General features: G+C 67.1%; 17 protein-coding genes. 10 read left to right on the top strand and 7 right to left on the bottom strand.

Features of this window, described 5'->3' with window-relative positions:
• Positions 1–27: 27 nt before the first annotated feature.
• Positions 28–1638 (bottom strand): serine hydrolase, encoded by a 1611-nt coding sequence (locus J2S76_RS15990; RefSeq protein ID WP_307061890.1) that lies wholly within the window; start codon positions 1636–1638, stop codon positions 28–30.
• A gap of 192 nt (positions 1639–1830) precedes the next feature.
• On the bottom strand, positions 1831–3408 hold the full coding sequence (locus J2S76_RS15985; RefSeq protein WP_307061889.1) for a winged helix-turn-helix domain-containing protein: 1578 nt from the start codon (positions 3406–3408) through the stop codon (positions 1831–1833).
• Between the two features lie 915 nt (positions 3409–4323).
• Between J2S76_RS15985 and J2S76_RS15980 the strand changes: the two genes are divergently transcribed.
• The 7 genes from J2S76_RS15980 to J2S76_RS15950 all read left to right on the top strand — a co-directional run bounded on the left by J2S76_RS15980 (position 4324) and on the right by J2S76_RS15950 (position 16121).
• Entirely contained in the window at positions 4324–10008 is a 5685-nt protein-coding gene (locus tag J2S76_RS15980; protein WP_307061887.1) for an autotransporter domain-containing protein, read from the top strand.
• Positions 10009–10157: 149 nt separating this feature from the next.
• Positions 10158–11273, top strand: coding sequence for a LacI family DNA-binding transcriptional regulator (locus tag J2S76_RS15975; protein ID WP_307061885.1), 1116 nt, complete (start codon positions 10158–10160; stop codon positions 11271–11273).
• 2 nt (positions 11274–11275) lie between these two features.
• Positions 11276–12040, top strand: a complete 765-nt coding sequence (locus tag J2S76_RS15970) for a glucosamine-6-phosphate deaminase (RefSeq protein WP_307061883.1) — start codon at positions 11276–11278, stop codon at positions 12038–12040.
• Between the two features lie 52 nt (positions 12041–12092).
• On the top strand, positions 12093–13256 hold the full coding sequence (locus tag J2S76_RS15965; RefSeq protein WP_307061881.1) for an extracellular solute-binding protein: 1164 nt from the start codon (positions 12093–12095) through the stop codon (positions 13254–13256).
• 78 nt (positions 13257–13334) lie between these two features.
• Positions 13335–14405 carry an ABC transporter ATP-binding protein gene (locus tag J2S76_RS15960; protein ID WP_307061879.1) on the top strand — a complete coding sequence of 357 codons (1071 nt, stop codon included), beginning with the start codon at positions 13335–13337 and terminating at the stop codon, positions 14403–14405.
• Positions 14402–15286, top strand: a complete 885-nt coding sequence (locus J2S76_RS15955) for an ABC transporter permease (RefSeq protein WP_307061877.1) — start codon at positions 14402–14404, stop codon at positions 15284–15286. The genes J2S76_RS15960 and J2S76_RS15955 overlap by 4 nt, the downstream gene beginning before the upstream one ends.
• Positions 15287–15290: 4 nt before the next feature.
• A complete protein-coding gene (locus tag J2S76_RS15950) occupies positions 15291–16121 on the top strand; it encodes an ABC transporter permease (RefSeq protein ID WP_307061875.1) in 831 nt (276 codons plus the stop codon).
• 73 nt (positions 16122–16194) lie between these two features.
• Here the strand turns inward: J2S76_RS15950 and uxuA are convergent, their stop codons facing one another.
• The 3 genes from uxuA to J2S76_RS15935 are packed head-to-tail and all read right to left on the bottom strand — an operon-like array spanning position 16195 to position 19690.
• Positions 16195–17409 (bottom strand): mannonate dehydratase, encoded by a 1215-nt coding sequence (gene uxuA, locus J2S76_RS15945; protein ID WP_307061872.1) that lies wholly within the window; start codon positions 17407–17409, stop codon positions 16195–16197.
• A complete protein-coding gene (locus J2S76_RS15940) occupies positions 17406–18929 on the bottom strand; it encodes a mannitol dehydrogenase family protein (protein ID WP_307061870.1) in 1524 nt (507 codons plus the stop codon). Before J2S76_RS15940 ends, uxuA begins: the two co-directional genes overlap by 4 nt.
• A gap of 20 nt (positions 18930–18949) precedes the next feature.
• Positions 18950–19690, bottom strand: a complete 741-nt coding sequence (locus J2S76_RS15935; protein ID WP_307061868.1) for a GntR family transcriptional regulator — start codon at positions 19688–19690, stop codon at positions 18950–18952.
• A 111-nt stretch (positions 19691–19801) separates the two neighbouring features.
• On the opposite strand from J2S76_RS15935, the gene J2S76_RS15930 reads away from it, so the two are divergent.
• Positions 19802–21340, top strand: coding sequence for a UxaA family hydrolase (locus tag J2S76_RS15930; protein WP_307061866.1), 1539 nt, complete (start codon positions 19802–19804; stop codon positions 21338–21340).
• Between the two features lie 25 nt (positions 21341–21365).
• Positions 21366–22559 carry an AGE family epimerase/isomerase gene (locus J2S76_RS15925; protein ID WP_307061864.1) on the top strand — a complete coding sequence of 398 codons (1194 nt, stop codon included), beginning with the start codon at positions 21366–21368 and terminating at the stop codon, positions 22557–22559.
• A 299-nt stretch (positions 22560–22858) separates the two neighbouring features.
• On the opposite strand, the gene J2S76_RS15920 is transcribed toward J2S76_RS15925, so the two are convergent.
• Positions 22859–24289 carry an aldehyde dehydrogenase family protein gene (locus J2S76_RS15920; protein WP_307061862.1) on the bottom strand — a complete coding sequence of 477 codons (1431 nt, stop codon included), beginning with the start codon at positions 24287–24289 and terminating at the stop codon, positions 22859–22861.
• Between the two features lie 243 nt (positions 24290–24532).
• Between J2S76_RS15920 and J2S76_RS15915 the strand changes: the two genes are divergently transcribed.
• Positions 24533–26017 carry an amidase gene (locus J2S76_RS15915; RefSeq protein WP_307061860.1) on the top strand — a complete coding sequence of 495 codons (1485 nt, stop codon included), beginning with the start codon at positions 24533–24535 and terminating at the stop codon, positions 26015–26017.
• 117 nt (positions 26018–26134) lie between these two features.
• Here the strand turns inward: J2S76_RS15915 and J2S76_RS15910 are convergent, their stop codons facing one another.
• Positions 26135–26500 (bottom strand): cupin domain-containing protein, encoded by a 366-nt coding sequence (locus J2S76_RS15910; protein WP_307061858.1) that lies wholly within the window; start codon positions 26498–26500, stop codon positions 26135–26137.
• Between the last annotated feature and the right edge of the window lie 45 nt (positions 26501–26545).

Genomic DNA, 26545 nt, shown 5'->3' with positions numbered 1-26545 from the left:
TAATTCCGTCGGCGGCTCACGGCGTGCTCACCGCGTCCATGTGGCGAGCCCCTCGGTGTCGAGATAGTCGATCTTCAGCTCGACGGCCTTGCCGGCCTTCACCACGAAGCGCACGGAAGACAGCGAGCCATAGGGCGCATTCTCGCTGCGCGGGGCGACCGCAAAGCTGTCCGCGTCCCAATGGGTCAGCTTCATCGACAGCGTGCCGGGGCCCAGCGCCAGCACCAAGCCGCCCTGGTCCTGCGTGATCCGCGCCGGGCCGAAATAGGCATTCTCATAGGTGCCGACATAATCGGCCAGCGGGCGGGCCGCCGCCGGCGCCGCGGGGGCCGTCTTGCCGACGAGATCGCCAGCCGGGTCGTTATATTCCATCAGCCGCGGATGGAACAAAGCGTACCAGTCACGGGTGGGCGCGCCATACTGGACGATGTCCATGAAATGGCTGGCGATCGCCTCCGCGGCCCCCACCGGGGCGCCATTGGTCAGCACCACAATGGCGATGTCGGCGGACGGCAGGAAGCGCACAAACGTGCCCGCCCCCGTGCCAAAGGCGCCGGAGTGCGACAGGTTGGGTCGGCCATCGGCATCCACCGAGACGTTGAAGCCGAAACCATAGAAGCTGGAGCGGGCGCCGATGGTCGGGGCCGGCGAGCTGAAGGCCTGCGCCCGCAGCGCCGGCAGCAGCGCGGCGGGGGCAATCAGCTCCCGCCCGTCATGGCGGCCATTGGCGAGCACCAGCTTCATCCATTTGGCCATGTCGGTCACGCTGGAGGACACGCCGCCGGCCGGCGACTGCGGGTCCGGGTCGCGCGTGTAGAGCGGCGTGAAACGCCCGTCCTCCAGCGAGTGCAGCACCGCCCTGTTCTCATGCTTCAGCAGGTCCTGATAGCGCGAGCTTGTCGACGTCATGCCCAGCGGCCCGTAGAGCGCTTTCTGGGACAGGTCTTCCCATGACTGGCCCGAGGCGCGCGCCACCGCCTCGGCCCCGGTGGTGAGGCCGAAATTGGAATAGGCGTAGGAGATACGGAACGGCGCCAGCGGCAGCAGGCGCAGGCGCTCCAGGATTGCGGCGCGGTCGAAGCCGATATCCTCGAGCGTGTCGCCGGCCGCATGCGGCAGGCCGGAGCGATGGGAAAACAGGTCGCCCACGGTCACATTGGCGCTCACATAGGCGTCGTTAAGCGCGAAGCCGGGCATGAGCCGCGCGACCTTGTCGTCCCATCTCACCACGCCGGCCGTCACCTGCGTAGCGACGACGGTAGCGGCGATCGGCTTGGACAGGGAGGCGAGCTGGAAGACGGTGTCCGTGTCGATCAAGGCCGGCTTGCCCAGTTCACGAACGCCGAAGCCGCGCGCGAACACCGTCTTGTCGCCCTGCACCACCGCGATGGCCGCCCCCGGGAGGCCGCTGCGCTTCAGCACGCTGTCGATCGCGGCGGGCAGATCCGCCAGCGCCCGCTCCGTTCCGCCCTCGGCGAGCGGGACCACGTCTTCCGGCGGGAACGCCCCAAGCATTAGCGGGACAGTCTGCGTCAGGGGGACAGTCTGCGCCCGCAGCGGCAACACCGTTGAACACAGCAAGAAGGCGGCGGCGAGCGTCAATGCCCCCCGGCGGACAAACGAGACGAGAATGGCCATGACATCAGTCTCCAGGAATGTAGTCGCCTGCAAGCGGGGCGGTCACGCCAGCGGGTGAGGTCGCTGGCCAGGCGGTAAAATACCGTGGCATCGTCTCACGCAGGCGCGGCGGGCGCTGACGTCACCGCTAGCAGGCAATTGTTTGCGCACTATTTGAAAGGCGCATCGAAAAGCGCTGCGGCGACACCGAGCTCAGCTCACGGCGGCCAGGCCCGTTGCCATCCGCACAAAGGGTGGCACGACATCCCTGCCGTGCAGCGCGCTCACACGGCCGACAAGCTCGCGCAGGATGTTGGCGCGCGCCTGCGACGAGGTGAGATGGCGCACCGAGGTCATGTAGGTGTAGTCGATCGCGTTGCGGGCCCCCTCGCGCCCGGCCGCGGTCAGCACATCGGTGACGACTGCCGGCAGTTGCTGGCCGGCCGGCGTGACCAGCGCGGCGACCATCACCGCGAGATCCGGCGGCGAATGCGGGCTATCGCAGGCGAACGCCGCCGCCCCCTTCAGCGCCTCGCCGTCGCCGGCCGCCAGCAACGCGATGCACTTCAGGACGTGCATGTGCAGTTCGAACTCGGAATCGGGGTCCGCCATCTCGATGCCGCGATCGAAGAAGGCCACCGCCGCGGCGAACTCGCCGCGCGCCTGCCGCAGTTGCCCGAGCAGCGGCAAGGCGGCGGCAGAGTCCGAGGTGCGGGCAAAGGCGCGCTCGGCAAGGTCCTCCGCCAGGTCCAGATGGCCGCGATCGACGAAATAGAGCAGCTTGGCGGCGGCCAGCATCAGCAGCGGATTGCTCTCGACCCGCGGCAGGCACTCAAGCGCGGTCGCCTCGATCTCGCTCTCCAGATCGTCGCGCTCGCCACGGCTGATGCCGGTGAAGGGATTGGTGAGCACGAGGCGCGCGAACAGATGCAGGCCCCATTGCAGCGCAATGTCGGCACTGGCCGGGTTCTGCTCCCGCGCCGCGCGCAGGTGCAGGCCCTTCTCCAGCCATTTCGGGTTGGAGGCCGACAACAGGGTCGTTGCCTTGCGAAAGCGGATGTCGAGTGGCTGGTCGGTGGGCGTGCCCAGCCCTTCGGAGGCCTCGGCCAGACTTCTCTGCAAGGCCTCGCTGATATGTGTGGACGCGCGCTCGATCTCCGACGGGAGCAACGCCGCGCCGGCGTCGCCCAATTCCAGCCGAGACGCCCGGATGATGCGCCGTGAGGACATCTCCCGCAGGGAAGCGGCGCAGTCCAGCCGGCCGCCGCTGTCCTGAAGGCTGATCTGCAGCACGTAGCGCGCTCCCGCGCCCTCTTCGCTCCCGGCGACGATCACCGTCTGGCCCGCGCCGACCTTGGCTGCAATCGCGTCGCGCAATTGTCCGGCGATGACCTCGGCGGGAGTGCCCAGTCCCTGGTCGCGCCGGGGAACGACAGGGACGATGGCCAGAAGGCTGAGGGCCGGTGCCAGACCCGTCCTGGCCGTCGCCGGCGGCGCTTGGGTGGCGATCCAGACATAGCCCTCGCCATATTGCGTGGCGATATATTTGGGGGCTTTCGCACTGTCGCCCAGCTTTGACCGCAGCCGGTTGATGAGAAAATCGACGTTGCGATCCGAGGTGTCGGAATCCGCCGACGCGACGACGTCGAGCAATTGGCTGCGCCGCATCAGGCGATGCGGGTTCCGGGACAAGGCCAGAAGCAGCGATCGCTCGCTGCGGGTGAAGCGTATCTGCTTGCCGTCGCGATGAGCAAACAGGCAGCTGCGATCCAGTATGACGTCGCCGAACACCAGGCCTTCTGTCTGCCGCATGCCACGTCCCATCTGAACTCGCCCCCGCCTTCCCGGTTAATGCACGCGACACGGCACCAGGAAGACGTCCGCGCCCCGCTCGACGCGCGGCGGGCATCGGACCTCACCATAGGTAATATGCCGTCTGCCGTTAGCAGGCAAACAAGTCTGGATACATCGAAGCGCTCATCCGGACGTGCCGGCAAAGAAACAGCTCCGTGGCCTGCCGCTCCGGCGTCCCCGCAACGCCAGAGGTCTCACTCCAGACGGCCCGAGCGGGCACATGATACCCCCGCCGGCTCTTGCGCCTGTCTGGACGCTACATTTGCTCATATTTTCAAATAATCCGCAAACAATCGCCTGCTATTGCTGACCGAACGGTAGTCGCGCCGTCAGGCTCGAATAAGCGTTCAGCAACCGGCGACTTTCGACATGGCGCGCGTCAGGCTCTGTTCTGGGGGATACGGTGGAGCCGGCGCGACATAAGTAACGGCAACCCGTTTTACACGGGTTACACATTACCGCTTCGAATTGTGAATGCGGATCATCGACCCTCAATGTGAGGGGCCGTCAATGGCAGAATGGGGTGGGGAATGCGCGCAAGAAGCGGAAGGCCGGGCGTAGCCGTGGCGACAAGCGGGCGGCGTCACGCCCGGGGCGGGGCGAAGGTGCCGCGTGCATGTCCGGCTCTGAACACGGCGCGACCGGTGTAACCGATCGCGCGCCCGCCGGCACGGATCGCTGGATCGGTCCGAGACGTCCGACCGGATCGGTGGCGGCGCCGCAGGTACTCACCCTCTCCATCCCTTCGACCGCGGGGCGCTGGCCTGCGCCGCGACAGCAGACCCGCGCCCTGCCGCTTCCGCAACAGGAAGCGCGGGGCCTCGTCTTTCACCGTTTCATGGGAATATGCCGATGTCCGCTCCAGTTGCTCCCGTCCGTCGCCACCACCTGCGCGCGCAGGCCTGGCTCGGCCAGACGGGCCTCTCCTCGGGCGCTGCCCGCACGCTGCCCGCGCTGCTGCTCGCGCTGGGGCTCGGCCTTGCCGCGACGCCGGCGCAGGCGGCGAATTTCAATGTCGCCAACGAGGCCCAGCTTGCCGACGCCGTTACCCGCGCGGCCAATGGCGACACGATCACCTTCACCGCCGATATCGAGCTGAGCGGCAAGGGCAAGGCCGGCGTCATCACGACCAATGTCACCATCAATGGCAACGGCCACAAGCTGCTGGGCAAGGAAGGGGCGAACGCCAACGGCCTTTATGTCCAGTCCGGCACGGTGACGATCCAGAATCTCGATCTGTCCAACCTGACCACCAAGGGCACGAGTGGCGGAAATGGCGGCGGTGGCGGCGGTGGCGGGGCGGGCACGGGCGCCGGACTTTTTGTCGGCGCGGCAGCGAACGTAACCCTCAGCAACGTGGTCCTGAAGAACAACAGTGCCGTCGGCGGCAACGGTGGCGTTGGTGTCATTGATGGTAGAGACACCACCTCCCAGGGCGGTGGCGGTGGCGGCAGCGGCCCCAATGCAGGCAACGGGCAGGCCTCCACAGGCGGCAGCGTTGGGCAGGGCGGCCCCATCGGGGGCGGCGACGGCAATGGCGGCAATGGCCAGTGGGGCGCTGGCGGCGGGGGCAGTGGAAGTCAGGCAAAAGGTGGCAATGGCGGGTTCGGCGGCGGCGGCGGCGGCTCCCTGGATGCAAAAATTGGCACCGGCGGATTTCTCGGGGGTAACGGCGGCGCGGGCAGGCCGCCTACGAGCGGCTACACGTGGTTTAACGGTGGTGGCGGCGGCGGCGCGGGAATGGGCGGTGCCATCTTCGTTCAGGATGGCGGCACGCTCTCCGTCACCGGCACGCTGACAGTTTCGGACAATACTGTCGCGGGCGGAACGGGCGGCAGCAGCAGGGCGGGAGCCGGCGGGATTAGCGGTGCCGCTGGCGCGAACGGCGGCGCCGCTGGCGCCGGCCTGTTCCTCGCCGGAAACGGCACTCTTGGTCTCTCCTCCGCTGCGGGAGAAACGCAGACGATTTCCGACGCCATCACCGACCAGACAGGTCTCGGCGGCACCGGGGCCAATGCCGGCAGCTGGGGGCTGGTGAAGACCGGCGCGGGCACCCTCACCCTCACCGGCGCCAACAGCTACACCGGCGGCACCACGGTGAGCGGCGGCGTGCTGCGTGGCAATGCGACAAGCCTCAAGGGGGCCATCGTCAACAATGCCAGCGTGGTGTTCGATCAGACCGCCGATGGGACCTATGCCGGCATCATGTCCGGCACCGGCGCGCTGACGCTCACCGGGGGCAAGCTGACGCTCACCGGCGCCAACACCTATACGGGGATGACGTCGGTGACGGGCAATGGAACGCTCGAACTCACCGCCGCCAACAGTCTCGCGGGTGCAGGCGCCGTCGCTCTCAATAATGGCGCGCTGCTGCTTGGCAGCGGGGTCGGTCTCACCAACGCGATCACGCTCACGAACCGGGGCAGCCTGGGTTCCAGTGGCGGCATCGCGACGTTCAGCGGCGTCATCAGCGGCGCCGGGGCGCTGGACATCACGGCTGGCTCCGTCGCTCTGGCCGGTAGCAACACCTTTACCGGCGGGCTCAACGTCACCGGCGGTGCGACGGCGTTGTTCACCGCCGATGCCAATCTCGGCGCCGCCGGAGCGGTCAACCTGTCAAACGGCGGCATGATCGGCGCGGCGGCGAATGCGGCGGCGAATTTCACCACCAACCGCGACCTGACGCTCACCGGCACCGGCGGCATTACCGGCGCGCAGCATGCCGTGAACTGGAAGGGCGCCATTGGCGGCAGCGGGGCTCTCGTCGTCAGCGGTGCCAATGTCGTCGAACTCAGCGGCACTAACACCTATTCCGGCGGAACACAGATCAATGGCGGCAAACTGAAGATTGACTCCGACGCACGGCTTGGAGACGTCGGTGGCGGTCTGGCGTTCTCCAACAACGGCAGCCTCGTGGCAGCCCAGTCCTTCAATAGCGCACGGGCCGTCAATGTGGGCACGGGCGGGGGCGGGGTCGAACTGGGGGCGGGAACGACCCTCGGCCTGAGCGGCCAGATCACCGGCGGTGTGCTCAGCCAGACGGGTCAGGGCACGCTGATTGTCACCGGCGCCAACACGAACCAGGGCTTCGCGATCTATGGCGGCACCCTTCAGGGGGCTGCCTCCTCCTTCGGGCGCGGCGTCCGGTTCGACAGCGACGCCTCCAACACCACTTCCCGCCAATTGGTCTTCGCGCAAGCCACGGACGGCACGTTCATCCATAATATCGGGGGCACCGGCTCGACCCCGGGGCTCGGCAACGTCGTCAAGACCGGCGCCGGCAAGCTCACCCTGACGGGCGAAAGCAACTTCACGTCCCAGGTCGCAGGCACGGCGGAATTCCAGGTGCAGGAAGGCACCTTGCAGGGCAACAGCAAGAGCCTCGCCGGCAATATCGAGAACAATGCGGCGCTGATCTTCGATCAGTCCTTCGACGGCACCTATACGGGGGCGATCACCGGCACCGGCTCGGTCAACGTCACTGGCGCGGGCAAGCTCGCTTTGAGCGCAACCAGCACCATCGCGGGCGCCACCACGGTCACGGGCGGCGGCACCCTCGTTACCACCACCGCCAGCAATTTCGGCCCGTCGTCGACCCTCGGTCTCAACGGCGGAACGCTGATGCTGGGCACCGGCGCGACCGCGTTCAACAAGGCGATCACGATCACCGGCATCGGCGGCCTCGCTGCAACGGGCGGCACCACCCCGAACAACGCCGTCGCGACGATGAGCGGCGTGATTAGCGGCGCCGGCCAGCTGGACGTCAACAGCAACACCGTCATTCTGGCGGCGAACAACACCTTCACCGGCGGCCTGCGCGTCATCGGCGCCAACGCCCAGGCGCTGTTCACCACCGACGCCAATCTCGGCACGGCCGGTCAGGCGATCACACTGCAGAATGGCGGCGTCGTCGGCACGACGGCCGATGCCGCACCCAACCTGACGATGACCCGAAATCTCAACATCGTCGGTTCGGGCGGGCTCTCCTCCGCGCTTCATCCGCTGGTCTATGCCGGCACCATCAGCGGCAACGGCACCTTCATCAAGTCCGGCGGCGGGATCGTGAACCTCACCGGCACCAACAACGCCACGGGCGGCACGGCGGTGCGCGCCGGCACGCTGCAGGTGGCCTCCGACGCCAAGCTGGGTGCGGCGGGTGCGGGGCTGGAGCTTTCCGAGAACGGCCATCTCTGGGCGACCGAGAGCTTTACCATCGCGCGCGCCATCAAACTTGGCGGCGTCCCGGGCGGCGGGTTCCAGCTCGACAGTGGCACCACGCTCACCCTCACGGGCGCGATCAGCGGCACCATCCTCAGCCTGCTGGGCACCGGCACGCTCGTGCTCAACGGCACCAGCACCTATGCCGGCATCACCAACAGCGGCGGCACCATCATAGGCAACACCGACACGCTGAAGGGCAACATCATCTTCGACTACAACGCGAACAATACAAATGCCCGCTCGATCGTCTTCCAGCAAGATGCAGTCCTCGGCGAATTTGAGGGCAACATCACAGGCCTCGGCACCGAGACAGGGTACGGCACGGTTGTGAAGACCGGCGCAGGCTATCTGGAGCTGACAGGCGAGACCAGGTTCAAGGCGCTAGGCGACGGCTACGCCTTCGATGTGCAGCAAGGTACTCTTGAGGGCTCGAGCAAGAACCTCGTCGGCAAGCTCCATGTCGCCGAAGGGGCGATGCTGACCTTCAAGGAGACTGTCGACGGCACCTACGCAGGCGGCATCGAAGGTGAAGGCGAGTTCTCCAAGAACGGCAAGGGGAAGCTGACCCTCAATGGCACCAACAGCGCCCTTGGCGGCACCACGATCAATACCGGTACGCTGGTCTTGAACGGCACCCTGAACACGGCCGGTGAGGGCACCACTGTCTATGGCACCCTTGCCCTGAAGGGCATCCTGAACAGCGCCGGCAACGGCACCAATATCGAAGATGGCGGCCTCGTCTCCGTGAATGGCACACTGAATGGCGACGTGTCGGTCAACAGGGGTGGCACGCTTGAGGGGAGCAGCCGGATCAACGGCAAGGTCACCAACAAGGGTGGCAAGATCAACCCCGGCAACTCCATCGGCCACATCACGATCAATGGCGATTTCGAATTCGACGATGGCGAGATGGTGGTGGAGGTGAATGCCGAGGGCGAGAGCGACCGCGTCATCGTCATCGGTGCCGGCCATACGGCAACCATCAAGGCCGGCACCCTCAGCGTCATCATGGAGCCCGGCGACTACACGCCCGGCACCATCTATACCATCGTCACCGCCGAGGGCGGGGGCACGGCGCATTTCGACTCGATCACGGGCGGCACCGCCTTCCTTTCCCCCGAATTGTTTTCGGACCCGCAGAACCTCTACCTCACCCTCGATTTCGCCGCTGACGCCTTCCGGGCCGCCGGTGTGACGGCGAACCAGCAGGCGGTGGGCAGCGTCCTCGATCTGGTGAATGCCAGCGGCAGCGCTCCCGGCCTCATCAACGCGCTCGCCAATGTGCCTGTCGGCTCCGGCGCCGCCGCGCTGCAGCAGCTCAGCGGCCAGCCCTATGCCGACTTCGCCACGGTGAACATGCGGGCCAGCCAGCTGTTCATGAACACGGTCGGCCGCCAGATGGCGAATGATCGCGGCGCGGCCTTTGGCGGCGTGCAGAGCGTCGCCCTCGATGCGCCCGGCCTCGACGGCCAGTCCCGCTTCAGCGGCTGGGTCAGCGGCATCGGCACCACCGGCAGCGTCGACGGCAATGGCAACGCCGCCGATCTCTCCTATGCGCTGGGCGGCACCGCCTTCGGCATCGGCTACCGGGTCGATCCGCGGGTGCAGATCGGCATCGCCGGCGCCTATGTCGGCGGCTCGCAGTCGGTCGACGGCTTCATGGGCGATGGCGATACGCAGGCGGGCAGCGTCGCCCTGCATGGCTCCTTCGTGGAGGGCCCGCTCTATGTCGACGGTTTGCTTGGCTACGCCTATGCCAGCAATGAGCTGGAGCGCAAGATCGCGGTGCCCGGCGTCTTCGGCATCGCCAATGGCGCTTCCTCCTCCAACCAGTTCCTCGGCCAGATCGAAACCGGCTACCGCTTCCCATTCGACGCCAGCTCCACCAGCGCGATCACGCCGTTCGGCCGGCTGCAGGTGGTGAGCCTCAACCAGGGCGGCTTCACCGAAACCGGCTTCAGCGATTTCAACCTGACCGCGAGCGGGCAGACGCTGACCTCGGTGCGCACCACGCTGGGCGCCGACATCAGCACCCGGCTGGATATTGGCGGCATCGCGACGGAGCTGCGCGCGCGGTTCGGCTGGGTGCACGAGTTCGGCGACGCCACCCGCCCGTTCACCGCCGCCTTCTCCGCCGCGCCGTGGGCGTCGTTCACCGTGTACGGAGCGCCGGAGCCGCGCGACAGCGCCCTCATCGGCATCGGGGCGCAGGCGCAGATCATGGACAACGCCACGCTGTTCGCCAGCTATGACGCGGAACTGGGCAGCGGCAGCGATAACCATCAGCTCTGGGGCGGCATCCGCTTCTCCTGGTGAGTCTGAGTGCGTGTGAGGGGGGTGCCGGCGACGGTGCCCCCCTTCCAACGCCGGCAAGGGCGATTTACCCCCGCACGTCAAAACGCCATTGACACCAAATGAAACCGGTTTCATTCTCAGCATGAAACCGGTTTCATCGGTGAGAAAACGTGACCAACGCGCCCTCGCATCGGCCCGCCCCCACCATCCGCCTCGTCGCGCGTGAAGCCGGCGTGTCGCAGGCGACGGTGTCGCGGGCGTTTTCGCAGCCGGAGCTGCTGACGCCGGCAACGGTGGAGAAGGTGCTCGGCACGGCCCGGCGTCTCGGCTATGTGCCGAACCAGGTGGCGCGGGCGCTCTCGACCGGCCGCGCGGGCAACATCGCGCTGATCCTGCCCGACGTCGCCAATCCCTTCTTCTCCGCGCTCATGCGCGGCGCGCAGGCGCAGGCCTACAAGCGCGGCTACGCCACCTTCCTCGGCGATTCCGACGAAACCGCGCATCTGGAGGACGTGCTGCTCGGCAAGCTCGCGGCGCAGGTGGACGGCTTCGTGCTCGCCTCCCCCCGCCTCGACGAGCCGCTCATCCGCAAGCATGCCGCCCGCAAGCCGGTCGTGGTGATCAATCGCGACCTTGAGGGGATCGGCCGCGTGCTGGTCGACACCGGCCCGGGCTTCACCGCCGCCGTCGCGCTTCTGGCCGGGCTCGGCCACCGGGCGATCGCCTATGTCGGGGCGCCGCGCTCCTCCTGGTCAAGCCAGCAGCGCGCGCGTGCCGTCGCGGCCGCCGGCGCCGCCCATGGGCTCAGCGTGGTGCAGATCGACGCCGGCCGGCCGAGCCATGAGGCGGGGCGCGACTGCGTCGCCGCCCTCATGGAAGCCGGCGTCACCGCCGCGCTGGCGGTCGACGACGTGGTGGCGCAGGGCATCATGGCCGGGCTGGCCGAGCGCGGCCTGTCGGTGCCCGGTGATTTCAGCGTGGTCGGCTGCGACGACATCATCGCCGCCACCACCTATCCCCCGCTCACCAGCGTCAACGCGCGCTGCGCCATCGCCGGCGCCAACGCCGTCGACCTGCTGCTCAACGGCTTCGCCACTCCCGCGCCGCCGACCGCCAGCCACGTCATTACGGGCGAGCTCGTCATCCGCGGTTCCACCGGCCCGGCCCCCGCCCAGGCTCCGGCGCGAACGCCGGCCCGCGCGCCGGCCCAAACCATCCGTGCGTCGCGCCGGCCCTCGGCCAAGGCCAGGGCGCCGGCCGAGCCCGATCCGTCCAGCAGGAAGTGATCATGATCGACATCCACCTCTATGAGACCAAGACGGCGAACGGTAAGGCGGCGGCCGATTTCGGCGCGGCCGCCCTGCGCGAGGCCATCGCCGCGCGCGGCCGGGCCAATGTCGTCATCGCCACCGGCGCGAGCCAGTTCGAGATGCTTGAGGCGCTGGTCGCCGCGCCCGGCATCGACTGGTCGAAGGTCACGGCCTTTCATCTCGACGAATATATCGGCATGCCGGAGACCCACCCGGCCAGCTTCCGCAAATATCTGAAGGAGCGCTTCACCGGCCGGCTGCCGACGCTGGGCGCCTTCCATTTCATTGCCGGCGACGCGCCGGATCTCGACGCCGAGCTGGCCCGCATCAATGCCGAACTCGACGCGCATCCGATCGACGTCATGTTCGCCGGGATCGGAGAGAACGGCCACCTCGCCTTCAACGATCCCCCCGCCGATTTCACCTCGACCATCGCCTATAAGGTGGTCGAGCTGGAAGAACGCTGCCGCCGCCAGCAATTTGGCGAAGGCTGGTTCCCCACCCTTGAGGACGTGCCGCTTGAGGCGATCTCGATGACGGTGCAGCGCATCGCCTCCAGCCGCCTCATCGTCCTCACCGTCCCGGACGAGCGCAAGGCCGAGGCGGTGCAGCATGTGCTGGAAGGTCCCGTCACCAATATGTGGCCGGCATCCATCCTCCAGCAGCACCCCGCCTGCCACGCCTTCCTCGATAGCGCCGCCGCAAGCCGTCTCAGCAAGAAGACCGCAGCCGCGAACGCCTGAGTCCGCACCTTTCAGTGCCGATCGCCGACAACAACCAGAGTGGAGAGAACAAATGTCCCTTATGCGTTGGAAATCCAGCCTGCTGGCCGCGGGCGCCCTGCTCGTCGCGACCAGCTTCGGTGCCATGGCCGAGCCCGTGGTGATCAGCGTGATCGATGTCGCCGGCGACCTCCAGGTCAGCCAGCCGGCGCTCGAAAAGTTCCAGGCCGCGCATCCCGAGCTGGTCTCGAAGTTCATCTTCACCCAGGCGACGGCACCCGAGCTTGCCGGCAAGCTGAAGGCGCAGCAGGAAGCCGGCCGGGTCGATATCGACTTCGTGCTCACCGGCAATGACGCGCTCGCCGCCGGCATGGAACAGGGCCTGTGGCTGCAGATCCTGCCGAAATACGCCGACAAGTTCCCCAATCTGAAGGAACTCTACATCCCCGGCGCCTATCTGATGCAGGAAATGGCCCGCGGCGAAGCCTTCGTCATCGACTGGTATCCGTCCGGCCCGCTGCTCGAATACGCCCCCGACCGGGTGAAGGAACTGCCCGACACGCCGGAAGCGCTGCTGGCCTATTGCAAGGCCAATCCGGGCAAGTTCATGTATGCCCGCCCGGCCAATTCCGGCCCCGGCCGCACCTTCGTGATGGGCCTGCCCTATCTGCTCGGCGACAAGGACCCGCAGGACCCGATCAAGGGCTGGGACAAGACCTGGGCTTACTTGAAGGAACTCGACACCTGCATCGAATACTACACCGCCGGCACCACCGCCTCGATGAAGGAACTGGCCAACGGCACGCGCGACATCATCGCCACCACCACCGGCTGGGACATCAATCCGCGCTATCTCGGCATCGTGCCGGAAGAGTATAAGATCGGCGCCTTCAAGAACTTCACCTGGGTGGGCGACGCCAATTACATGGCGATCCCCAAGGGAATCTCCGAAGAAAAGCTCAAGGTCGTGCTGGAGCTGATGGCGTTCCTGCTCAAGCCCGCGCAGCAGGCCTATATGTTTGACCATGGCTACATGTATCCGGGCCCGGCCATCAAGGGCGTGACGCTCGACATGGCGCCGAAGGAAAGCCAGGAAACCATCGCCAAGTTCGGCCGGCCCGAATATGCCGGCCTGATCGCCAATAACCCGACCGAAGCCCCGCTCGATGCCAAGCCCCTGGTCGCGATGTTCGACAAGTGGGACCGCGAGATCGGCGCGGCGAAGATGAAGAAGTGACGTGCATCCGGCGGGCCGCGTCCGCGCGGCCCGCCGGAAGGCTCTGACCCTCGTTTTTACCAGCAGGATTGAAGCGCGATGGCGATAGCATCCGCCGGCTTTCGCGAGCTCCGGCTCGACGGCATGAGCCGGAACTTCGGCGCGCACAACGCGCTGAAGGAGATCAGCCTTACCGTCCAGCGCGGCGAGTTCATCGCCCTGCTCGGCCCTTCGGGCTGCGGCAAGTCGACGGCGCTGAACTGCCTCGCCGGGCTTCTGTCGCTGAGCGACGGCGCCATCTGGCTCGACGAGAAGCGCATCGACACGCTGAAGCCGGAGGAGCGCGGCTTCGGCATGGTGTTCCAGAACTACGCGCTGTTTCCCCATATGAGCGTGCGCCGCAATGTCGGCTTCGGCCTGCAGATGAGCGGCGTGCCGAAGGCGGAGATCGAGCGGCGGGTGGACGAGGCGCTGAACGTGGTGCGTCTCACCTCCCAGGGCGCCAAGCTTCCCGGCCAGCTCTCCGGCGGGCAGCAACAGCGCGTCGCCATCGCCCGCGCCATCGCGGTGGAGCCTCCCCTCGTCCTGATGGATGAGCCGCTGTCCAATCTCGATGCCAAGCTGCGCTTGGAAATGCGGGCGGAGATCCGCCGCATCCACCGCCTGCTCGGCTCGGCGACGATCTATGTCACCCATGACCAGGATGAGGCGCTCTCGCTCGCCGACCGCATCGTCGTGCTGCGCGATGGCGAGGTGCGGCAGATCGGAACGCCGCAGGACCTGTACCGGCGGCCGCTGCATGCCGATGTCGCCGAGTTCATGGGCTTCCGCAACGCCCTGCCCGGCCGGCTCGTGCGCCGCGCGGGCGAGGAGATCGAGGTCGATTGCGGCTTTGCCGGCACGATCCGCGGCCAGGCGGTGGATGTCGCGGGCGAGCGGGTCGTCGTCGCCATCCGGCCGGCCGATCTCGTGCCGATGGCCGATGGGCCGATCCAGGCTGAGGTGACCGGGCTCGAATATCGCGGCGAGGCCTATTACGGCACGGCGACCGGGCCGGGCGGCGCTGAACTCTATTTCCGCACCGATGAGCCGCTTGGCGTCGGCGCGGCGGTGCGGCTTGGCGCCCCGGCCGAGCGGACGCTGGTCTATGCGGCGGGGGGCGTGGGATGAGCGCTGACCGCCGCCCGCGCCGGCGCACCCTTGCCGACCGTGGCATTGACGGGGTGACGCTGCTCCTCCTTCCCGCCGCGCTGTTCGTGGTGCTGCTGTTCGTCTACCCCTTCGTCTACGGGCTGCTGCTGTCCTTCGCGCCGAAGGAGGGGGGCTGGCTCGGCAACTACAGCAAGTTCTTCTCCGACCCCTATATGTACGGCACGATCTGGCTGACGCTGCGGCTCGCCTTGCCGGTGACGCTGCTCAACATCGCGCTCTCGGTGCCGGTGGCGATGCAGGTGCGGCACATGAAGCGCCAGCGCCTGCTCACCACCATTCTCGTGCTGCCGATCACGCTCGGCACGGTGCTGGTGGCGGAAGGGCTGCTGAACTATCTCGGCCCGCAGGGCTGGCTCAACCGCACGCTCATCCTCATCGGCCTGATCGATCACCCCATCCGCCTCGTGCACAATTACTGGGGCGTGTTCATATCATTGGTGATTACCGGCTTCCCCTTCACCTTCCTGCTCACACTGTCCATGATATCCGGCATCGACCCAGCGCTGGAACAGGCCGCCGCCACGCTCGGCGCGCGCGCCCGGAGCCGGTTTCGTCACATCGTGCTGCCGCTGATCGTGCCGGGGCTGGCGGTGACGTTCTGCCTCGCCTTCGTCGACGCCTTTTCGGTGTTTCCCTCGGCGGTGATGCTGGGTGCGCCGGCCGGCGAGACGCGGGTGATCTCGTTCGCCGCCGCGCAGGCGGCGTTCGAGCAGTATGATTACTCCTACGCCTCGGCGATCGCGATGATCATGGCGGTGGTGCAGTTCGGCTTCGTCGGTTTGGTGCTGACGGCGCGAGGGCTCTTCTACAAGGGCCCGGTCGGCGGCGGGAAAGGGTGAGCCCATGGAAAGCGCGCTGGAACGGCTGTGGCGGACGCTCGTCTGGGCCTTCGTCATCTTCTTCGTGGTCAATGTCCTCGCGATGATCGCGACCGTCGTCATCAATTCCTTCGGCACGCGCTGGCTCAGCTCCTGGCTGCCGGCGGCCTTCACCCTGCGCTGGTATGCCTCCGCCTGGAAAGAATTCCAGCTCGGCGACGTGCTGCTGGTGACCTTCCAGATCGCCGGCGCGGTGGTGCTGCTCTCGGCACTGATCGGTGTGCCGGCAGCCTATGCGCTGGCGCGTCGGGACTTCCCGGCCAAGCCGCTGGTGATCGTGCTGTTCCTGCTGCCGCTGCTGGTGCCACCCATCACCTTCGGCATTCCGCTGGCGACGGTGCTCTACAAGGTGGGCCTCGCCGGTACGATGTGGGGCGTCATCGTCGCCAATCTGGTGCCGACCGTGCCGTTCACCGTCATATTGATGATCCCGTTCATCGAGCAGATCGACCCCAAGGTCGAAGCGGCCGCCCGGGTTTTCGGCGCCGGAACCGGCCGGCTGTTCATCCATGTGCTGGTGCCGCTGCTGGTGCCCGGCATATTGGCGGCAACGCTGCTCGCCATGGTGCGCACGGTGTCGATGTTTGAACTGACCTTTCTGACCGCCGGCCCGTCGAGCCAGACGCTGGTCGTGGCGCTGTATTATTCGGTGTTCGCCGCCGGCGTGCGGGCCGGCCAGTCGATCGACGCCATGGCGGTGATCTACATGCTCAGCACCCTGATCTGGCTGATCGTGGCGCTGCGCTTCGTCAACCCGACGCAGATCGTCGCCCGGGTGAAGAAGTCCGCCGCCTGAGCCGACGGCCGCTAAAAGACAGGCCGCGCCTCCGATCCGGAAGCGCGGCCTTTCCTGTTGAAGCCCTTGTCCGTCAGCGGAAGGCGGCGAGCGCCGCGTCGGGCAGCCGGTCCAGCACGCGCATGATGCCGCGCAGCTCCGCCAGCCCTTTCATCCGCCCGGCGGCGGTGTAGCCGGGATTACGCACCTCGTCGGTGGCGAGGTCGGCCAGCATGCGGTGCCCATGGTCGGGACGCAGCACGATTCTCTCGTCCTCGCCCCGCCGCCGGTTCTCCGCCATCAGCACGGCGAGCACGGCCGGCATGTCGACATCGCCGTCGAGATGATCGGCTTCCTGGAAGCCGAGCTGGTCGGCGTCGCGGCGCGTGGCGCGCAGATGGGTGAAGTGGATGCGGTCGGCGAACAGCTCGACGATTGCCGGCAGGTCATTGTCGGCGCGCACGCCGAGGCTGCCGGTGCAGAAGCACAGGCCATTGGCGGGCGAGGGCACGGCGGCGAACAGCGCGGCGAAGTCCGCCGCCGTCGAGGCGACGCGCGGAAGCCCGAAGAGCGGGCGCGGCGGATCGTCGGGGTGGATCGTCAGCTTCACCCCGAGCGCCTGCGCGACCGGGGCGACGATCTCCAGGAAGGCGATCAGATTGGCCCGCAGCCGCGTGGCATCAATCGCGGCGTAAGCTGCCAGATGCTCGCCGAACTCGTCGAGGCCCAGCCCCTTGGTGGTGCCGCCGGGAAGGCCGGCCAGCACATTGCGAATGAGGGTGGCGACGTCGTCATCGCTGAGCGCATCGGCCACTTTCCGCGCGGCCGCCTGCTGCGCCTCGTCATAATCGGCCGCCGCACCCGGCCGCTTCAGCACGTAAAGGTCGAAGGCGGCGAAACGGTTCTGGTCGAAACGCAGCGCCGTCGCGCCGGTTGCCAGCGGCCAGTCGAGATCGGTGCGCGTCCAGTCGAGCACGGGCATGAAATTGTAGCAGACCACGCGCGGCCCGACTGCGGCCACGGCTTCCAGGCTGGCGATCCAGGCGTCGATGGCGGCGCGCGCGGCGCGCCCCTCGCGCTTGATCGCATCGGCGACGGGGATGCTCTCGACGACAGACCAGTGCAGGGGCGTCCGGTTGCCGGGCCCGTCCTCGATGATGGCGCGCCGCTCCTCGACCTGCGCGCGGGTCCAGGCGACGCCCGGTGGCACCTGATGGAGCGCCGACACAATGTCGGTCGCCCCCGCCTGCCGGGCGTGGTCGAGCGTCACGGGATCGCTCGGGCCAAACCAGCGCCAGCCCTGTATCATCGTCCTGCCTCCGGCTTGTCTGCAAATTGCGCCACGGCGCGCCCGGCGCCGATCCGGTAAAGGGTCGACAGCGCCTCGCGGACCGCGCGGACGAGGTGCGGATCGGCCGCGAGGCCCGTATCGAAGATCTCGCGCATGCCGAGCAGGCTCGAAACTAGCACCTCCGGCGACGGCCCCGCCGCATCGGCGAGCGCGCGCAGGCGTCCGGCGAAGGGGTCGCGCACATCGATCGCGCGGCCCTGCTCGTCGATGCCGCTCACAAAGCGCATCCACCCTGCCAGCGCCAGCGCGAGACGCGAGATCGGCGCGCCATCGGCAAGGCGGGCGCGGATGGTCGCCAGCAGGCGCTGGGGAATCTTCTGCGAGCCATCCATGGCGATCTGCCATGTCCGGTGATGCAGCGCGGGGTTGGCGAAGCGGCGGAGCAGCGCGGACTTGTAGGCGGCGAGATCGGCGTGTGCGGGCACGTCCAGCGTTGGCGTGACCTCAATGTCCATGAACCCGCGAATGAAGGCGGCGAAGCCTGGCGCGGCCATTGCCTGCGCCACCGTCTCGTGGCCGGCGAGAGAGCCGAGATAGGCCAGCGAGGAGTGCGAGCCGTTCAGCAGGCGCAGCTTCATCGTCTCATAGGGAGCCGCATTGGCGACAAGCTGGGCACCCGCCTCTTCAAGGCGCGGACGGCCGCCGGCGAAGTGGTCCTCTATCACCCACTGCCGGAAAGGCTCGGTCACCACCGGCCATGCATCGGCGACCCCAAGTCGTGCCTCCACGGCGTCGCGGTCGGCCTCCGTCGTCGCCGGGACGATCCGATCGACCATTGTGCAGGGGAACGCCACCTCGTTGGCTATGAAGTGACCGAGATCAGCGTCGCGAAGACCGGCCAGCCGGCTGGTGATGCGCCGGACGAGCGTGCCATTGGCCGGGAGATTGTCGCAGCACAGGACGGTGAAGGGCGGGATGCCCGCCGCGCGCCGGCGCGCCAGCGCCTCGACCAGGAATCCGGGCGCGCTGCGCGGCAGGCCGGGCATTGCGAGGTCATGCCGGATGTCGGGATGGTCCTCGTGCAGCTCGCCGGTTGCGGGATCATGGCAATAGCCCTTCTCCGTCACCGTCAACGACACGATCCGCACCTGCGGCGCGCTCATCGCCTCGAGCAGGGCGTCCGGCGCTTCCGGCGCGACCAGCAGGCGCGATACCGAGCCGATGATCCGCGCGCGTTCGCCTTCCGCGTCGCGCTCGACCAGCGTGTAGAGCCCGTCCTGCGGTGCCAGCGCGTCCCGCGTTTCCGGCGAGCGCAGGCTCGCGCCGAGAATGGCCCAGTCGCGTTCGCCGGCTCTCATGCAGTCGTCGACGAAGGCGGCCTGATGCGCCCGGTGGAACGCCCCGATCCCCAGATGGACGATGCCGACGCGCTGGCTGGCGCGATCATAGGCCGGACGCGCGGCGCCCGGTGGAAGCCGCCCCAGCGACGCCGCCGAGAGCCTTGGCACCGAGGGCCGTAGCACCGGGGGCTGTGACACCGGGGGCCTTGGCAGCGAACTCATCGCGTGGGCCTGTCCTTGCGCCGCACGGCACGAAGCGGCACGGCGGCCGGCTCGCCCTCGGACGTGGTACGCGCATCGGCGTCGAAATAGTCGGGACGCGCGCGCAGCAATTCGTCGAGGCCCGGCAGCACATTGCCCAGGTGCTCCGCCATCGCCCGGTCGGCGGCATCGGGATCGCGCGCGGCGAGGCCGGCGAGGATCGCGCGGTGCTCGGCCATCACCATTTCGCGGCGACCGGAGATGGGCAGATGAAGCACGCGACAGCGATCGATCTGAACTTTCTCCTGCCGCGCCACCCGCCAGAGATTGGGATGTCCGGACAGGATGGCGATGCGCCGGTGGAACTCCTCGTCTTCCGCGTGGAAGCCGGCCCAGTCGCTGGCCTGCTCGCTCGCCCGCTGCCGGTCGAGGATGAGGCGCAGCTCCGCGATGTCGGCATCCGTCACCTTCGCGGCGGCGTGGCGGACCGCCACCCGCTCCAGCGCCTCGCGGATCACCATGCCGTCCCGCAGCGCCTCGACGCTGATATGCGACACGAAGGTGCCGCGCTGGGGGAAGATGTCGATCAGCCGCTCGTCGGCAAGGCGCAGCAGCGCCTCGCGGACCGGCGTGCGGCTGACGCCGTAGCGCTCGGCGAGTTCCTTCTCCGACACCGAGGCGCCCGGCGGCATCGCGCCGCCGACGATGCGCTCGCGCAGCAGTTCATAGATCCGCGCGGAGGCCGGGATGGCCCGCATCGGGGTTCCGGGAAGCGAGGATGAGGAGAGCCGCGGCTCCGGGCACTTCATGGTTGGCATGTCCACACTAATATATTAGCATATTAGAGAAGGCAAACTGAACGGCGGGCGATGAGCGACCTATCCCTATCCTCCTTTCGGGCAGAGCCGCGCATCCTTCGGCTCGACGGAGCCGACAATCTCGTCGTCGCGGTGGACGCTATCCAGCCCGGCGACCGCGCCAGCGGGGTACTGGCCCGCGACAAGATTCCGCGCGGGCACAAAATGGCCCTGAGCCGGATCGGTATCGGCGAGCCGATCATAAAGTTCGGACAGCCGATCGGTCTGGCATGCGCCGACATCGCCCCCGGCGACTGGGTGCATGTCCACAATGTGAGTTCGACCGCTCTGCCCGATACCGACTTTGGCCCGGCCATATTCGCGATCGACCAGCCTGCCTTCGGGGTCCCGTCGACCTTTCAGGGCTATCGCCGCCGCGACGGACGTACCGGCACGCGAAACTACATCGGCATTCTCACCTCGGTGAGCTGCGCCGCCTCCGTCGCCCGGTTCGCCGCAGACACGCTCCTCCGCTCGGGGATGTTGGACGCCTACCCGAACATTGACGGCGTAGTACCTATCATTCACGGCACGGGCTGCGGCCTCGCCGAGCGGAGCGAAGGCTACGAGGTCCTGCGCCGGACCCAGTGGGGTTACGCCTGCCATCCCAACTTCGCCGCCGTGGTGATGGTCGGCCTCGGCTGCGAGGTGCTGCAGATCGCCCGGATCAAGCAGGAATGTGGGGTCGAGGAAAGCGACGGTTTCCGGACGCTAACGATCCAGGAGACCGGCGGAACGCGCCGCACCGTCGACCGGCTAGTGGGCACCATCCGCGAGATGCTGCCGCGCGCAGCTTGCGCTCGGCGCGAGACGCGCCCGGCCAGCGAACTCATGCTCGGCCTGCAATGCGGCGGCTCCGACGGCTACTCCGCCCTCACCGCCAATCCCGCGCTCGGCTTCGCCTCGGACCTGCTGGTGCGCGACGGGGGCACGTCAATCCTCTCCGAGACCCCTGAGATCTACGGCGCCGAGCATCTGCTGGTCCGCCGGGCGTCTCCGGGCGTCGGAGACCGGCTGATGAAGCGGCTGCGCTGGTGGGAGGACTACACCGCCCGCAACGGTGCCGAGATGAACAACAGCCCGTCTCCGGGCAATAAGGCGGGCGGGCTCACCACCCTATTGGAAAAGTCGCTCGGCGCCGTCGCGAAGAGCGGCCAGGCTCCGCTCCAGGCCGTTTATGAATATGCCGAGCCGGTGTGCACGCACGGCCTCGTGTTCATGGACACGCCCGGCTTCGATTCGGTCTCGGCCACCGGTCAGGTAGCTGGGGGAGCGAACCTCATCTGCTTCACGACGGGGCGCGGCTCGGCATTTGGCTGCAAGCCGGTGCCGTCGCTCAAGCTTGCGACCAATAGCGAGATGTACCACCGCATGCCCGACGACATGGATATCAACTGTGGAGAGATACTCGAGGGCGTGTCGCTTGAGGCAAAGGGCCGAGAGATCTTCGACGCCCTTTTGCGCGTCGCATCGGGCGAGCGCACCACGTCGGAGCGGCTCGGCTATGGCGACGCCGACTTCGTGCCCTGGCAGATCGGCGCGGTGATGTGAGCTGGGTCAGAGTAAAAGCCGCTCGATGACCACCCTTTTCGCGCCTGCGCCACCCGCGGATCTTTCGGCATGGCTGAAAGACCGGTTCATTCCACGCTGGGTCGAGCGCACCTGCCGGCCGGGCATTCGCGGCTATGTGGAGGAGATCCCCGCCACGGCCCACGGGCAGCCGCTGCCGAGCGAACACACCACCATGGTGACGGGACGGCTCGTCTACACCTTCAGCATGGCCTATCAGTTCGACCCGTCGCCGCAGACGCTGCGCGGCGCCGAGCATGGGCTCGCTTTTCTCCTCGACAGCTGCCGTCTGTCATCAGGGCATTTCGCGCATCGCGTGGGCCGCGACGGGCAAGTCATCGATCCGCGCGGCGATCTTTACGATATCGCCTTCGTTCTTCTGGCGCTTGGCGGCTACAGTGCGGCAACCGGCAAGACGGCAGTGCTGGCCGTCGCCGAAGAGATCGCCACGCGCCTCGACAGCGACTGGCTCGATGCCTTGGGAGGCTATCGCGATCCGGCGGGGGCAGGCCTTCTCCGCCTGCAATACCCGCAGATGCACCTCTTCGAAGCCTGTCAAATGCTCGCCGCTGTCGATCCGGACGGCGGATGGCTTCAGCGTGCTGAACGGATCGTCGATCTGGCGGCGCGCCTCGTGGATGATCATGGTGCGATCGATGAGTGGTATGGTCCCCGATGGGATGCCCTCGCGCCCGAAAAGCGGCAGAGGGAGATTGGCCATCATTTCGAATGGGCGTGGCTTCTCTTCGTCTATGCCACGAAAACCGGCTCGAAACCTGCGCTCCAGCTGGCAAGGCGCCTTTTCAACTTCGGCTTCAGAGCCACGGGCATGCCTTCGGCAGGACCAGACCAAACAATCCCGAATTCCATCGACGCCTGGAGCCATCCAACCTCAGCCTCCCGGCCCCTCTGGCCGACGATCGAGCTAGCCAAGGCATCCCTCGCAATTGCGACTCTGGATGAGCACGCAGATCACGACGCCCTGGCACTGCGAAGCTTCGAGATCATGCTGTCGCAAATGGATCGAAGCAACGATCTTTGGGTAAATGAAATCGATTCTAATAATTCAAGCTTGAACTCTTCTCTGTCTGCAAGGTCATTATACCATATAATACCATTCCTCATATTCTTCTCTAACAGCAAATATTTCGGCAATTACCCCGAAAAGGCAAGCATTCTCCAGCCCTTCCGGGGCCGATGAGACGAGGCGCGGGCCAAGGCTCTGGCTGCCTGAACCACTTGGGTCGAGGCTCGCGCCCATAGACCGCCTCTCATCGGCGTGGGAAGGCATATTGGGATGGCAGGTCGGCGGCCGTTTGAGCGCGCATGGAGGCGATGGACTTCTCCGCGCTTGGCGGAGAAGTCCCGACCACGATCAATCCGCCGCGCGCCCGCGCCGGCGGGACGCGCCCGCCGCACCAGCGAGAACCGAAACCGTGCGGCACGGCTGTAGGCAGAACACTCGGCGACGCTTGGGGCCATCTATCGTGGAAATGGGCATCAGGCACCGTAGCCGACGATGCCTTTGATCTCCAGGAAGTCGCGCAGGGCGAAATCGGCATATTCGCGCCCATTGCCGGACTGCTTGTAGCCGCCAAAGGGGGCGAACAGGTCCCAGTCCGGGTAGTTGAGATAGATCGAGCCGGCCCGAAGCTGGCGCGCCACGCGGCGGGCCTCGTCGATGTCCGCGCCCTGCACATAGGCCGCCAGGCCATAGGGTGTGTCATTAGCGATGGCGACCGCCTGCTCCACGCTGTCATAGGGGATGATCGACAGCACCGGCCCGAAGATCTCCTCGCGCTCGATCCGCATGCCCGGCTTCACATGGCCGAACACGGTCGGCTTCACATAATAGCCAGTTTCCAGCCCCTCCGGCTTGCCCGTGCCACCGATGACGAGGGTTGCACCCTCATCGATGCCGGCCTGGATGAGATCCTGCACCTTGGCGAACTGCACGTCGCTCACCAGCGGGCCGATCTCTGTCTCGGTGTCCGTGGGGGCGCCCACACGAACCGTCGCGGCGGTGCGGCGGGCGATATCGAGCGCCTCGTCATGGCGGTCGGCCGGCACCAGCATCCGGGTCGGGGCGTCACAGGACTGGCCCGTATTGCCGAAGCAGGCGCGCACGCCTTCCGACACCGCCGCATCGAGATCGGCGTCGGGCAGCACGATGTTGGCGGACTTGCCGCCGAGTTCCTGCGCCACGCGCTTCACCGTCGCGGCCGCGTTGCGCGCCACATCGGTGCCGGCGCGCGTCGAGCCTGTGAAGGACACCATGTCGATGTCGGGATGCGAGGACAGCGCGGCGCCGACCTCGGGGCCGGTGCCGTTGACCAGGTTGAACACGCCCTTGGGAAAGCCGGCCTCGTGGACGATCTCGGCGAAGACGATGCCGGAGATCGGCGCGATTTCGGAGGGCTTCAGCACCATGGTGCAGCCGGCGGCAATGGCGGGCGCGACCTTGCACATGATCTGATTGAGCGGCCAGTTCCACGGCGTGATGAGGCCGACGACGCCGACCGGCTCATGGGTGACACGGGTGGTGCCGCGCGTTTCGTCGAATTCGAAGCGCCGGAACGCCTCGATGGTCGCCTTCAAATGGCCGAGGCCGGCATAGGCCTGGGAATCACGGGCGCGGGCGATGGGCGAGCCCATCTCGCGGCTGATCGCCTGGGCGACATCCTCGTAGCGGCGTTCATACGCTGCGAGCAGTCGCTCGAGGAGAACGAGGCGCTCCTCCTTGGTGGAGAATTGAAAGCTGGCGAAGGCCGCACGCGCTGCCGCCACTGCGCGATCGACATCCGCCTGCGTGCCCAGCGAGATGGTGGCGAATTCCTGCTCGGTTGCCGGATCGACCACGCCGAGCGGGCGGTTCGCCAGCGGCTCGACAAAGGCGCCATCGATGTAGAACTTTTGCGTGTTGGGACTCATGAAGGCTCGTCTCTCATCGCTGGGAAGGCAGGGGTGGGATAATCTGCGCGCTGCACGTGGCGATAAGCAATGGGAATGGCCGCGCCGCAGCACCGATACCAAGGAAAGTTGGGGGTGGCGAGCGGCTCGCGAGGCGACAGACTCTCCCGAAGCCGCCAAGCTCTTGGATTGCCTCTGGACTCAGCTGATGGATTAATCGGACTTCTTGCCGACAAACGGGACACCCCGAACCTCAGGTGAAGCATGCACGATATCGTAGAAAAGACGGCGCTCGAAATCAGGTCTCTGATCCGGTCCAAGGCGCTGTCGCCGGTCGAGGTGTTCGACGCGTTCCGGGCGCGTATCGAAGCGACCAATCCCGTCATTAACGCTTTCGTCACGGTCGACTTCGACCGCAGTCGCGAAGAAGCCAAGCGGGCGGAGGACGCTGTGATGAAGGGCGAGCCGCTCGGGATCGTCCACGGGCTTCCCGTCGGCATCAAGGATCTTCAGCTCACCGCCGGCATGCGGACGACCTTCGGCTCGCTCGTCCACAAGGACAATGTGCCGACGGAGGACGAGCTCATGGTGCAGCGTCTGCGCGCGGCCGGCGCCGTCATCATGGGCAAGACCAACACGCCCGAATATGGAAGCGGCGCCAACACGACCAACCGGGTCCAGGGCGCCACCGTAAATCCGTTCGACCTCGCCCTCTCCACCTCGGGGTCGTCGGGTGGCTCGGCCGCGGCTTTGGCTGCGGACATGGTGCCGCTCGCCTCCGGTTCGGATCTGGGCGGCAGTTTGCGCACCCCAGCCTCGTTCTGCGGGATCGTCGGGCATCGCCCGTCGCCGGGCGCCTGCCCGATGGAGGTTTCAGGTGATGTCTGGTCGCCGCTCGCCGTCGATGGCCCGATGGCCCGCAACGTGCCGGATGCGGCGCTGCTGATGGCAGCCATCGTCGGAAGGTCGAGCCGGGACCCCCTCTCGCAGGACCTTTTGGCCGATGCATTCCTGGATCTCCCCGAAGTCGACACCAAGCAGCTGCGGATCGCATTCTCCGACGATCTCGGCTGCGCACCGGTCTCTCGCGACGTGCGGCAGCATTTCCGAATGGTCGCCGACCGGATGGCGGGCATGTTCGGCAGCACCGAATGGAGCCACCCCGAGATCAAGGATCTGGACGAAACCTTCGAGGCGCTTCGGGCCATGGGCTATGGTCATTCCCTCGGCGACTATATCGATCAGCACCGCGATCTCTGCGGCGCCAACGTTGTCTCCAACGTCGAACTCTCCCGGCGGCTCTCTCTTGACGATGTCGGGCGTGCCCATGCCCGCCAAAGCGAGATTTTCCGCAACTTCGAGACGTTCTTCAGGGACATCGACATCCTGATCTGCCCGGCGGCCTCCGTGGTGCCGTTCCCGGTCGAGAACCTCTATGTGAAGGAGGTCGACGGCCGGCATATGGAAACCTACATTCGGTGGGTTGGCATTGCCTATGCCATCACTCTCAGCAGCCATCCCGCCACCGTCATCCCGGCGGGGCTGGGGCCGACACAAATGCCGTTTGGCCTTCAGATCGTGGGGCGTAGCCGCGATGATGTGGGGACGCTGGCCGCCGCCGCCGCGATCGAGGCGCGGCTGGCGCGCGACGCAATGCTGGCGCGCCCGCTCCCGGACTTCAAGATGCTGACGACCCCCGGCATCGCGACCTCGGCGGGCAACATCCCGCCCGCACTTGCGGCTCACTGAGTGGTTGAGCCATCACGCGCGCGGGGCAAGCAGGCGGCCTCGGCGCATCGTCCGCCCCGGGGAGGCGACGCCAAGCCGGCGTGGGTGCCGGCCGATCCTCTCCCGCCCGGGGGAGGGTCAGCGCGTCGCCGGATCGGTCAGGAAGACGTAGATCTTGCGGGTATGCTCCACGATCTCCCACGTGCCCTTCCAGCCGCGCGGCAACATAAGAGCATCGCCGGGCCCGAGCTCGCGGCTTGTGCCGTCGAGTTGGGTCATGATGATCTTGCCCTGCAGGAAATAGCAGAACTCCGCCGCCCCCGTCCGATCGGCGGTGAAGTGGCCCGGCGTGCACTCCCAGAGGCCGATGTCGAGCGACCCGTCGGGCGCGGTCCAGAGCGAGGAGGCGCCCTCCTGCTGCCCGGGGCTCAGGGTGGTGGGCTTGTCGGCCAGTGCGCCAAGGTCGACGCCGGACAATTGGGTGAATACGGAAAGGTCGATCATGTCGTCTCCTGCCAAAGGCGGCAGCGATGGTACCGCCTTGGATCG

This window comes from Ancylobacter vacuolatus, assembly GCF_030813595.1.
Lineage (GTDB): Bacteria > Pseudomonadota > Alphaproteobacteria > Rhizobiales > Xanthobacteraceae > Ancylobacter > Ancylobacter vacuolatus.
The sequence above is the reverse complement of the archived record's forward strand: the minus strand, read 5'-3'. Positions and strand labels throughout refer to the sequence as shown.

Bases quoted from the DNA above. Each gene is read 5' to 3' on its own strand.
- J2S76_RS15990 (WP_307061890.1), bottom strand. From the start codon at position 1,638: ATGGCCATTCTCGTCTCGTTTGTCCGCCGGGGGGCATTGACGCTCGCC.
- J2S76_RS15980 (WP_307061887.1), top strand. From the start codon at position 4,324: ATGTCCGCTCCAGTTGCTCCCGTCCGTCGCCACCACCTGCGCGCGCAG.
- J2S76_RS15970 (WP_307061883.1), top strand. From the start codon at position 11,276: ATGATCGACATCCACCTCTATGAGACCAAGACGGCGAACGGTAAGGCG.
- J2S76_RS15965 (WP_307061881.1), top strand. From the start codon at position 12,093: ATGTCCCTTATGCGTTGGAAATCCAGCCTGCTGGCCGCGGGCGCCCTG.
- J2S76_RS15960 (WP_307061879.1), top strand. From the start codon at position 13,335: ATGGCGATAGCATCCGCCGGCTTTCGCGAGCTCCGGCTCGACGGCATG.
- J2S76_RS15955 (WP_307061877.1), top strand. From the start codon at position 14,402: ATGAGCGCTGACCGCCGCCCGCGCCGGCGCACCCTTGCCGACCGTGGC.
- J2S76_RS15950 (WP_307061875.1), top strand. From the start codon at position 15,291: ATGGAAAGCGCGCTGGAACGGCTGTGGCGGACGCTCGTCTGGGCCTTC.
- uxuA (WP_307061872.1), bottom strand. From the start codon at position 17,409: ATGATACAGGGCTGGCGCTGGTTTGGCCCGAGCGATCCCGTGACGCTC.
- J2S76_RS15935 (WP_307061868.1), bottom strand. From the start codon at position 19,690: ATGCGGGCCATCCCGGCCTCCGCGCGGATCTATGAACTGCTGCGCGAG.
- J2S76_RS15930 (WP_307061866.1), top strand. From the start codon at position 19,802: ATGAGCGACCTATCCCTATCCTCCTTTCGGGCAGAGCCGCGCATCCTT.
- J2S76_RS15925 (WP_307061864.1), top strand. From the start codon at position 21,366: ATGACCACCCTTTTCGCGCCTGCGCCACCCGCGGATCTTTCGGCATGG.
- J2S76_RS15920 (WP_307061862.1), bottom strand. From the start codon at position 24,289: ATGAGTCCCAACACGCAAAAGTTCTACATCGATGGCGCCTTTGTCGAG.
- J2S76_RS15915 (WP_307061860.1), top strand. From the start codon at position 24,533: ATGCACGATATCGTAGAAAAGACGGCGCTCGAAATCAGGTCTCTGATC.
- J2S76_RS15910 (WP_307061858.1), bottom strand. From the start codon at position 26,500: ATGATCGACCTTTCCGTATTCACCCAATTGTCCGGCGTCGACCTTGGC.